Here is a 10,974-nt window from a genome sequence, read left to right on the forward strand (position 1 = left end):
ATTGAAGAGGCACTAAAACTTTATGTAACTCTTGAAAATCAACAAAAACTTGCTGATTTGTGGGGCAAGGTTGAAATAGATGACAAGGCTTTTGAATAGGGAGATTGTTTTAGTTGATACATCGGTATGGATCAACTTTTTTAAAGGTATTGAAACGGAATCCAGCAAGTTTCTAAGGAGTAATTTGGCTAATATAGTAATTGCCACCTGCCCAACTATAGTTCAGGAGGTATTGCAAGGTATAACCTCTGATGTTAGTGAGCGCATAGTAAAATCACATTTTGACAACCTGACTAAACTCCACGAAAATTCTTATGGTATGGCTGTTAAAGCCGCAAATTTGTATAGAGACCTTCGAAAAAAAGGTGTGACGATTCGTAAACCAAATGATTGCTTAATTGCTGTTTACGCCATGAGCAATAAGCTTACTTTATTGAATGATGACAGAGATTTTCAATTTATAGCCCAACACTCTTCATTAAAGGTAATGAGCTTTGATGGATAAATCACTTTTTCTCCCTAAACCGCTTATAAATTTTCACCGCAATCATCAATATCACGCCTAATGATACTATCCCCACCACACCAAATATCCAGCTGAAACCATCTTTTAATACGGCCAGGAAAACGATAGCAAACAAAAGGATTGTAGCTAATTCATTCCACAGGCGCAATTGGGTTGATGTCCATTTAAAAATACCTTTACGCATCTGCTTCATTTTGTGCTCGCAGATGTGGTGATAAGCTACCAGGCCCAACACAAATAGTAACTTAATCTGCAGCCAGGCCATATGCAGATATGCCTGACGCAAGTAAACCATGGTACACCCGGCAACAATTACTATCAGCATCGATGGAGCCGTTATAATATTAAACAGCTTCTTCTCCATGATCTCGAACTGGGCAGATAGGATGCTACGATCTGGTTCGGGCTTGTCTTGCGCTTCGGTATGGTAAATAAAAAGGCGCACCATATAAAACAGCCCGGCCATCCAGCAGACTACAAAAATGATATGTATGGCAAGAACGTATTCGTACATATATCAAGTATGTCATTGCGAGGAACGAAGCAATCGCAGACTCAGCAAATCTGATATGCAAATTCGCGATTGCTTCGTTCCTCGCAATGACATGTAAGGTTTTATTAGTTCCTGTATTCTTTAATTACTTCCACCGCATACTTCACATTATCAAACGGGATATCTGGCATAATGCCATGGCCCAGGTTGAAGATGAAGCCGGGTTCGTCCTTCATCCGGTCGAACAAGCGGTGTATGCGGTCTTTAATTACTTTTTTATCCGCATATAATATATGCGGATCAAGGTTGCCCTGTACAGCTATGCCTTCAGGTAAACACTTTTTAATATTCAACAGGTCAACATTCCAGTCTATCGAGATTACATCCGGTTTTGCTTCGGCCATTAGCGGCGCGAATACCGAGCTGCCTTTACAGAACGATATCACCGGGATATCTTTCCTGTTTAGTTTGCTGATGATCTCCTGGATGTAGTGGTGACTAAATTCTTTATAATCATCCCAGGCCAGGGCCTGTGCCCAGCTATCGAAGATCTGTACGGCATTTACACCGGCTTCAATTTGCAGATTAAGGTAATTTGCCGTAACAACAGCAATTTTTGACAACAGCTGATGAGCCATTTCCGGCTCATTGTGCAGCATTAGTTTGGTAAGCTTGAAATCTTTTGATGATCCGCCCTCAACCAAATAACTCATCACTGTAAAAGGTGCACCGGCAAAACCTATCAGCGGGATATTGCCATTTAAACGTTGCTGAATTACTTTAATGGCATCAGCCACGTATTGCAGCTTATCGCCCACATCAGTTTGCAGGTTATCTACATCTTTTTGTGTACGTACGGGGTTAGCAAACTTAGGGCCCACTCCCTGGTTAAAGCTTAAGTCGCCGCCCATGGCCTCGCCTGTAACCAATATATCCGAGAACAGGATGGCTGCATCAATACCCAGTAAATTAACCGGCAACATGGTAACATCAGCAGCAAGCTCTGGTGTTTTGCACATTTCTAAAAACGAATACTTGTTTTTAATGTCCCAGTATTCTTTCATGAAACGACCTGCCTGGCGCATCATCCACACCGGCGGGCGTTCTGTTTTTTCGGAAAAAGCTGCCTTTATTAATAACGAATCTCTCATATCTTTGGAAGAGAACCAATAATTAAGAGTAAGGAATTAAGATTTTTTGTAATCGGATCGATGGCTTTACGGCATCAGTATATCCTAAGGACGATTTTATCATTAAACCACCTGGTCTTATCTTAATTCTTTACGCTTGATTCTGAACTCTTTTTATAGTGTTTTTTTAATTCCTTGTGAAGCTTGTTAATAACATCCTTCATTTTGGCGGTAATTTTATCGGCATGCTGCTCGGCTAACTCCAGGTAGGCCTTGGCTTTTTCATAATTGCCAAACCTTATACTGATGTTGGCTACGGTAACCAGTGCAGCCACATGATCATTTAATGATTGTAATGGATATTGTGCAGCAATTTCATAATGCTTTTCGGCTGCTTCAAAATCCTGCTTTTGAATGCAGATGCCACCGTAGATATACTCGTAATAACCACGACGTTTTTTACTAAGCAATCGCGGATTACTGATCTCTTTTAGCGATGCCTCGGCTTTATCAAAATTCTTATGGTGAAAATACCGGGCGGCAATAACAAGGGTACCCTGCCTAAAATAATCCCAAATCAATAAAATGATCATCAATACTGCCACTGTGGCCAACTCGTAAATACGCAGGTACAGCAGCAAACCCAGTGATAACAGGAAAATAAATGCGATGAATATGCGTACCCTGTTACTGAACATTAATGCTGATTATCGGTAAATTTATAGCCTACACCACGAATAGAATGAAAATAAACCGGGTTTTTAGGGTCTGGTTCAAAATACTTACGGAAGGTTAGGATAAAGTTATCAATGGTACGGGTTGATGGGTATACATCATAATTCCAAACTGTTTCCAGGATCTGCTCGCGCGATACTGCATCGTTTCTGCGCTCAATTAAAAGCTTAAGCAGCATGGTTTCCTTTTTTGTAAGCGGAGTGATGGAATCGTCTTCATTAACCAGTTCAAAAGAGTTAAAGTGAATGGTTTTTTCGCCTATCTTGTAGCTGTTAAATTCTTTAAGGTCATCACCTTTCAGGCTGCGTTTTATCAGGTTGTTCACCCTCAGAATCAATTCTTCAAGGTTGAATGGCTTGGTTAAATAATCGTCGGCACCTTTTTTAAGACCGGCAATTTTGTCCTCATTGGTGTTTTTAGCAGTTAAAAACATGATAGGTACTTCGGTATTCTCCAGCCTGATGGTTTCGGCAACCACAAAGCCGTCAATCTCGGGCATCATTACATCCAATATTACCAGGTTAAAACGCTCTTCTTTAAATAGCTGCAAAGCTTTTTTACCATTTTTAGCTGTAGAAATTTTATAACCTTCCAGCTCAAGGTTAAGTTTGATGGCTTCTAACAAATGTTCTTCGTCTTCGGCTAATAAAATTCTCTTCTTGTTAAGCATATGACTTTAATTTAAATACACTAATTCTCACGAATTATTTCGGATTGCACAAAGCAATTTAATTAACTAAAACACTAATTCTCGCAAATTATAGAAGCAGATTGGTGAAAATTAGCTCCATTCGGGAAATTAATGTTATTCATCAAAAACAACTTCAAAAATACTGCCTGCCGGGCGGTTGTCTTTCACCCTTATGCTGGCATGGTGCTTATCCAGCACCTCTTTTACTATATAAAGGCCCAAACCGGTGCCTTTGGTATTACGGGTATCCTCGCTGCCCACCCGGTAAAATTTATCAAAAATACGGGTTTTTTCATGGTCGGCTATCCCAATGCCGTGATCGGCMACTTCAAGGTAAATTTTCTCTTCTTTTTTGAAGAGTTTAACCGCGACTGCCGAGCAGGGGCTTGAATATTTTACTGCGTTTTCTATAAGGTTTGTTACCACCGATGTAAGCGCGAACTTATCGCCGGTGATCTCGATCTTAGGTTCAATTTCGGCGTCGATGATCTGCTGATTGCAATCGCACTTGGTTATCTGTAGCCGGTTAACTATACTATCTACCAAAACCGACAGGCTAAAACTCGCTTTAGGAAACGAATATGAACGATTATCAATTTTTGATGCCAGCAGCATGTTCTCTACCATGTCGTCCAGGCGTTCCACATCATTCAATGATTTATCAATAAAATCGAGTATCTGATCTTTAGAAAGATTACGCTTTTGGATGGTTTGCAGCWATATTTTGATGGATGCCAGGGGCGATTTTAACTCATGTGTTACCGAGAGCAAAAAGTTCTTTTTTTGCTCAGATAGTTTTTGCTGGCGATTAAAAGATTTGTGCAGATTATAAGCACCAATTATAAATACCGTTATAAACATGCAACCCTCGCTCACTATCATCCCGGTGCGCTTTGGCTGCAACGAAACCAGCATATAACCCCACCAAATCAACTCGGCAATGGCGTATATGATAAGTGCGTAAAAAATTACAAATGTCCTCTTCATTTTAGTTTGCTTTTTGCAGCGTTTAGTGCGCAGCTTGTTTTTTATCAGCCCGCTGAAAACTCCCCACTACTTACCCTTAAACACCAAATCGAGGCTATCAAAAATAGCCCTTTTAGCTTTTTCTAAATCAATTTTAGTATGTGCCGATGATATAAAACCAACCTCGTAACCCGATGGACCGAGGTAAACGCCCCGGTTAATCAATTCACGATGAAACTTTTTAAACTTCTCCATACTGGAAGCATCAATGTCTTCGGCTTTACGAATATACTGTTTATCTGTAAAAGCAAACCAGAATATTGAGCCGATGCCAAACACCTTGAATTTATAATTGCGGGCCGTGGCAAAACGCTGTATGGCCTCGGTAAATTCTTCCGTTTTGTTGTTCAGGTCGCGGTAAAAACCCATGCGTAATAATTCGTTTAGCTGGGCAATACCAGCGGCCATAGCCACCGGGTTGCCTGATAATGTGCCCGCCTGGTAAACCGGACCTTCGGGCGATATATTACTCATGATTACTGCAGATGAGCCATAAGCACCAACCGGCATACCGCCGCCAATGATTTTGCCGTAGGTAATAATATCGGGTTTGATTTGGTAATATCCTGCCGCACCTTCAAAACTAATACGGAAACCCGAGATTACTTCATCAAATATCAATAAGGTGCCGTTTTGGGTACAGATCTCGCGTAAAAATTGCAGGTATTCTTTTTCCTGCAACAGCAAGCCATTATTGGCAGGTACAGGTTCGATGATCACAGCTGCTATCTGGTCTTTAAACTCATCAAAAGCCTTTGTAATAGCTTCTTTGTCATTCAGTGATACTACGATGGTTTCATCGGCAAAGGCTTTTGGAATGCCTGCGGATGAGGTTTCGCCAAAGGTTACCAGGCCCGAACCTGCTTTAACCAATAATGCATCAACGTGGCCGTGGTAACAGCCTTCAAACTTTAAGATCTTATCGCGCCCGGTATAACCCCTTGCCAACCTGATGGCCGACATAACGGCTTCGGTGCCGGAGCTTACAAAACGGATCTTTTCAATAAATTTATTGTTTCTTAGGATCAGGTCGGCCAGTTCGTTCTCGAGGGCAGTTGGTGCGCCGAACGACATGCCATGATGCATTACTTCAATTACCTTTTCTCGCACCTTGACGTTGTTATGACCAAGGATGAGCGGGCCCCAGGAGCAGCAAAAATCAACAAACTCATTACCATCAGCATCCCAAATGTGACTACCATCGCCCTTTTGTATAAATAAAGGTGTACCGTAAACCGATTTAAACGCCCTTACCGGTGAGTTAACCCCACCCGGGAAATAGGTTTTAGCCCTGGCATACAATTCGGCAGATTTTTCCCTGCTGATATCTGGCTTACCCGTGGTATTTACCGGCTCATTGGTATCACCCGAAAACATCTTTTTTATTGAATCTAACATTTTTTAAGCGTAAAACTAAAAGCACAAGGCTTAAAGCTTGTTTATAATCGTTTAGCAAAAGCTTTCGGCTTTTAAGCCTTCTGTTTTTACCTTTTTAAATCCATTTATTCTCCAATACTTCCTTGGCATGATACGTCAAAATAGCTGTTGCGCCAGCCCGGCGGATACTGGTAAGTACTTCGGTTATGGCACGCTGCTCGTTTAGCCAACCGCGTTGTACGGCGGCCTTTATCATGGCGTATTCGCCGCTTACATTGTAGGCAGCTACAGGGAGTTCGGTATTATCTTTTATCAGTTTTATTACATCTAAATAAGATAGTGCCGGTTTTACCATTAAAAAGTCGGCCCCCTCCAGTTCGTCTAAGTTGGCTTCTATCAGTGCTTCGCGCTGGTTGGCCGGATTCATCTGGTAGGTTTTTTTATCACCAAATTTGGGTGCCGAATTTAAGGCATCCCTGAACGGTCCATAAAACGCGCTTGCATACTTGGCCGAGTACGACATGATAGAAACGTTTGTAAAGCCGTTTTCGTCCAGCACATTGCGAATATAACCTACACGTCCGTCCATCATATCCGAGGGGGCAATAATATCTGCCCCGCATTGGGCATGAGCAAGTGCCATTTTACCCAACACCTCCAGCGTTTCGTCATTCAGGATCTCGCCATTTTTTACAATACCGTCATGGCCGTCGCTGCTGTAAGGATCCATAGCCACATCGGTAATAATGCAGGCTTCCGGAAAATTCTTCTTTACCTCGCGGATAGCCCGCAGGTATAAACTTTCTTCACGGTGACTTTCGGTAGCCATCCGATCTTTTAAAGATTCTTCGATATTAGGGAAAAGATCAAACGAGTTTAACCCTAATTTAAGGCAACTCTCAATCTCGCGCAGCAAATTATCAACAGAATAACGGTAAATTCCCGGCATCGACGATACTTCAGTTTTCTGGAATGTACCATCAACAATAAACAGCGGGAAAATCAGGTTAGCCGCACTTAGATGCGTTTCCTGCACCATCTGGCGTATCACTTCACTTTTCCGGTTTCTACGTGGTCTTTGTAACATAAGCCCCCAAGCCCCCTAAAGGGGGAGTTTTAAATTTATAATATTATTAACCCACTAATGTTTCCCCTTTAGGGGGTTAGGGGGCCTACAATCCAAACACCGCTTCTGCCAGGCCAACTTCGTCGGGCGAGTAGGGCAGCGTGTATTTTACACCCATTTCATCAAATTTTTTGCCGGTTGATTTACCTATCGCCACCACTTTCTGGTATGGATCGAGCAGGTTACCGGCAAAATAAGCTTCCACATTTGATGGGCTGGTAAACACCAACACATCAGCGCCGCTGGCTTCAACATCTTCCTCAAGCACGGTTTCGTAAACCGGTAGATCAATAATTTTTGTATCGGCAGATAATCCTTGCTGTATACTCCTCATCGGACTTTCGGCGCCGGGAAACAATACTATGGTGCCGTTGGCCAGTTTGGCAAACTCCTCGGCCACCTCGGCTGTATCTGTACCTTCGCCTACATAATCTGTAAAGTAACCTTTGCGGCGCAGCATCTCTTCGCTTCCGCTGCCCATAACGCCAAACTTCACCTTTTTTGGGAAAGTTGGTTTTAACTGGAAAAAGTACTCCACCGCATTTTTACTGGAGAAAAATACCCAGTCTATATTTTTTAATATATAAGGATCGAGTTTGGTCATCACCGGCACGGTACGGATCAGCGAACGTGCCTCAACCTTTATCCCCCGGTTTTCCATCGATTTTTTGAAATAGCTCTGTTCGGATAGTTCCCTTGATATAAAAACCTTCAAAGGGAATTTCCTATTTTTAGCAAATTTTGCAACTATCTTTTGCGCCAGTCCTTCGGTAGTTGGGGCCTCTACAAACAGGCGGTCGGGAAACTGATCGCCCTCATTAGCTTTGGATGTAAACACCTGGAACATGCCCTCGTCCCGGCGGCAATAGCAGCCCAGGGGCAAGTGGCAGCCACCGCCAAATAATTTAAGTACGGTACGCTCAACAGCCAGTTCCTCAGCCACATCGGGGTGGTGCAGAGCTTGCAGGGCCTCAAAAAGTTCCTGGTCTGACTCGCGGATCTGGATAGCCAAAGCGCCCTGTGCAGGTGCAGGGATCAGCTCGGCGGGGGTAAGTTCTTCCACATGAAATTCGCTCAGATCAATACCTAAACGACTAACGCCGGCTTTGGCCAGCATAATGGCATCATATTTTTCATCGCGCAGCTTGCCTATCCGGGTAGGCACGTTGCCGCGCAGGTCTTCTATCTCCAGGTCGGGACGGTAGGCCAGCAGTTGTGCCTTGCGCCTGTTTGATGATGTACCCACAGTTGCGCCATATTTAACCGACAGCTTTTGGTGCACATCTACACAATCCTTCAATATCAGCAACAGTTCAGAGGGGTCTTCCCGTTCTGAAACTGCTGCGATGATGAGTCCCGGAGGGTTTTCGGTTGGCAAGTCTTTATGCGAGTGAACCGCAAGATCAATAGTGCCGGCCAATAATTCTTCTTCTAATTCTTTAGTGAAAAAACCCTTGCCTTCCAGCTTATCAAAGCTGAGGTTGAGTATGCGGTCGCCCTGGGTTTTAATGATCTTTAGTGTGGCAGTTATGTTTAAAGCAGCAAGGCTATCCTTAATAAAATTAGCCTGCCATAGCGCCAAATCGCTACCCCTTGTTCCTATTATCAGTTTTCTGTCCAAAAGAATGATTGTTTTGCAGGTGCAAATTTAATTTTTTATAAGGATGATAAGGTACATGAATTTCACGAATTATTTCTAATTGCAACAATATGACGGTTACGTGTGGGTTTAGGGCTAAAGGCTAAAGGCTAAAGGTATGAATTATCTTTAGCCTGTTGGTGACCCTGTCGAACATTGAATACCCAATGCCGGATAATGAGGTAAAAATATGGGTATTGAATTAACATGCGGGTGTTCCATCGGAACGGGTGGTACGCATGGAACGGTCTGGAACGCATTTGTGCTGATTATCAGTGCTTTAGATTTTAGCAAAACATAGCATGGAACACCATTTGTTTTGATAGTCAGTAAGTTAAGTTTTTTAGAAATTGTATGTCTTGTCCTGAAATAGGTTTACACTTTAAAATCTACAACATCTATTTTAATGTTTAAATGCCTTAATATTACCAACATCTATTGATAAAAATCAAGTAATATCAACAAATATCGGGGTTTTTTTGAGGTGCGTGTTTTTTTGAGGTGCGGGTTGCGTGGAGCGTGGTTCGTGTTTGTAAGGCCCGCTCCCCGCAACCCGCACCTGGCTCCTGCACCGACGAGATGAAAAGAGGAATTTGTGAATCCCTACCTCACCCACCAGGAATTAACCAGGTTCAATTCTTCTTTGGCCCTGGTAACTGCGGTGTACCACCAGTTGCAAAGTTCGGTATAGGGCATGCCGTACATGCTTTTTTCTAAAAACAGGTAAATATTGTTCCATTCGCCGCCCTGGGCTTTGTGGCAGGTAACGGCGTAGCCATAGCTGGCTTTAAGGCAGTTTACGTATTCGTCCTCGCGCATGGCTGTTTGATACAGTTCACCGCCTGTGGGGATACCTTTGGCCCTCATCCGTTCGGCAAAATCAATCATTAAATATTTTGAATCATCGTTGGTCAAACTACCCTTTAAACTGCTTAAGGTATCTAACGAAAGCATGATGCTATATTCTTTACCCGATGCTACTGCCGTGATCCTCACTTTCTGAAATTTCAGCGTGGCTTTATGGGTTATGGCACCAAGCTCGTTGATGATCACAAAGTCGCCATTGGTTAAGGGTACCGAGTAGTTGTTTTGGGTAACCAACAGTATATCACCTTCCCGTAAAGGCTCATGTTCCGACCCAAACAGTTCGCGGCGCATGGCCTGGTTAAGTTGCCGTACCATTTTATTGCTGCGGGCAATTGCCAGTACCATATTAACCCCTAAAGCTTTGTATTTAGCGGCATAATCATTAAACATTGCACTATCTGTAGGGTGCAGCTTAACGTTGTTGAGGTTTGATGCAGGAAGTTTAGGGAACCGTCCGGGAGTTTTATCATCCCGCATCTGGCGGATGGCGCCCGCCAAAACAAGGATATCATTAGTGCCCTTTGTGCGCTCAATCATGGTAAGTGTAACAGAAACAGCTACCTTTTGCTGCGCCGCAAGCCATTGGGTATCCAGCGCCGGACTAAACGATGAGCCCACCGGCGGCAGCTGGCAGGGATCGCCTACAAAAATGATCTTGTTGTTGCCCGCTACCTGGAAAAAATCATCCAGTAATATGCCCGATCCAAAAACGGCTAAACCGTCGCTTACCCCAATTTCGGCCGATAACATCGATGCTTCATCCACAATATAAATCATCGGATCCTCGTCGGGCGGGCGGGTCATGAATTGCAGGGTCATCTGGCCGTTTGCGGCATCGGCGGCACTGTTGGCAATATGATCGTCAAGGCCGTCAATCTTACTAAACCGGTATACTTCACCATGGACAGTTGTAGCCGTAAGGCCGGTTTTGCCCCTTAAAACGGTAGCGGCCCTGCCTGTTGCGGCAAGCATACTAAATTTCTTTTCCTTTTCCTGCAACCATTTGGCAACGCGTTGCATCAGGAAGGTTTTACCGGTACCGGCATAACCTTTCAGCACAAATACGTTGGCAGCAGGGTGGTCAAGGAATTTGTGTATGGCTTTAAATGCTGCCTTTTGATCCGGGTTTAAAGTAGGCTGATCGGCCATGTAACATTGATAGATTAACGGGGATGAATTTATCTATAATATATCATTTAAGATAATGAAATATTTATTGGGTTAATCAAAAATATGTCATTGCGAATATCCACCAGGCTAATCCTGGAAAAAATGACGTGTTGGGTTTAGGGCCTCAAAACCCCCATGTCATTGCGAGCGCAGCGCGGCAATCGCGAACTGTACAGGTCCGCTCTGTATAGCAT

The 10,974-nt window shown here is 43.3% G+C and carries 10 protein-coding genes; 1 reads left to right on the forward strand and 9 read right to left on the reverse strand.

Going from position 1 to position 10,974, the window contains the following annotated elements:
• The first annotated feature begins 79 nt into the window (after positions 1-79).
• Positions 80-505: a type II toxin-antitoxin system VapC family toxin gene (gene vapC, locus AC1DPZ_RS15495; protein WP_477404934.1), complete on the forward strand. Its 426-nt coding sequence runs from the start codon at positions 80-82 to the stop codon at positions 503-505.
• Between the two features lies 1 nt (position 506).
• Here vapC and AC1DPZ_RS15500 read toward each other — a convergent pair whose 3' ends face one another.
• The 9 genes from AC1DPZ_RS15500 to AC1DPZ_RS15540 all read right to left on the reverse strand — a co-directional run bounded on the left by AC1DPZ_RS15500 (position 507) and on the right by AC1DPZ_RS15540 (position 10,759).
• The gene (locus tag AC1DPZ_RS15500) at positions 507-1,040 is read right to left on the reverse strand and encodes a CopD family protein (protein ID WP_477404936.1); all 534 of its coding nucleotides are present in this window, start codon (positions 1,038-1,040) and stop codon (positions 507-509) included.
• 104 nt (positions 1,041-1,144) lie between these two features.
• Complete coding sequence (gene hemE, locus AC1DPZ_RS15505) at positions 1,145-2,170, reverse strand: uroporphyrinogen decarboxylase (RefSeq protein ID WP_477404938.1); 1,026 nt, start codon at positions 2,168-2,170, stop codon at positions 1,145-1,147.
• A gap of 122 nt (positions 2,171-2,292) precedes the next feature.
• Positions 2,293-2,847, reverse strand: coding sequence for a tetratricopeptide repeat protein (locus tag AC1DPZ_RS15510; protein ID WP_477404940.1), 555 nt, complete (start codon positions 2,845-2,847; stop codon positions 2,293-2,295).
• Complete coding sequence (locus AC1DPZ_RS15515) at positions 2,847-3,554, reverse strand: response regulator transcription factor (RefSeq protein ID WP_477404942.1); 708 nt, start codon at positions 3,552-3,554, stop codon at positions 2,847-2,849. Before AC1DPZ_RS15515 ends, AC1DPZ_RS15510 begins: the two co-directional genes overlap by 1 nt.
• Positions 3,555-3,689: 135 nt before the next feature.
• Positions 3,690-4,562, reverse strand: coding sequence for a sensor histidine kinase (locus tag AC1DPZ_RS15520; RefSeq protein WP_477404944.1), 873 nt, complete (start codon positions 4,560-4,562; stop codon positions 3,690-3,692).
• Between the two features lie 66 nt (positions 4,563-4,628).
• Positions 4,629-5,999: a glutamate-1-semialdehyde 2,1-aminomutase gene (hemL, locus tag AC1DPZ_RS15525; RefSeq protein ID WP_477404947.1), complete on the reverse strand. Its 1,371-nt coding sequence runs from the start codon at positions 5,997-5,999 to the stop codon at positions 4,629-4,631.
• Between the two features lie 94 nt (positions 6,000-6,093).
• Positions 6,094-7,065 (reverse strand): porphobilinogen synthase, encoded by a 972-nt coding sequence (gene hemB / locus AC1DPZ_RS15530; protein ID WP_477404949.1) that lies wholly within the window; start codon positions 7,063-7,065, stop codon positions 6,094-6,096.
• Positions 7,066-7,150: 85 nt separating this feature from the next.
• Positions 7,151-8,725 carry a hydroxymethylbilane synthase gene (hemC, locus tag AC1DPZ_RS15535; protein WP_477404951.1) on the reverse strand — a complete coding sequence of 525 codons (1,575 nt, stop codon included), beginning with the start codon at positions 8,723-8,725 and terminating at the stop codon, positions 7,151-7,153.
• Positions 8,726-9,346: 621 nt separating this feature from the next.
• A complete protein-coding gene (locus AC1DPZ_RS15540) occupies positions 9,347-10,759 on the reverse strand; it encodes an ATP-dependent DNA helicase (RefSeq protein WP_477404953.1) in 1,413 nt (470 codons plus the stop codon).
• Positions 10,760-10,974 lie beyond the last annotated feature (215 nt).

Source organism: Mucilaginibacter sp. P4_G9 (assembly GCF_056400985.1).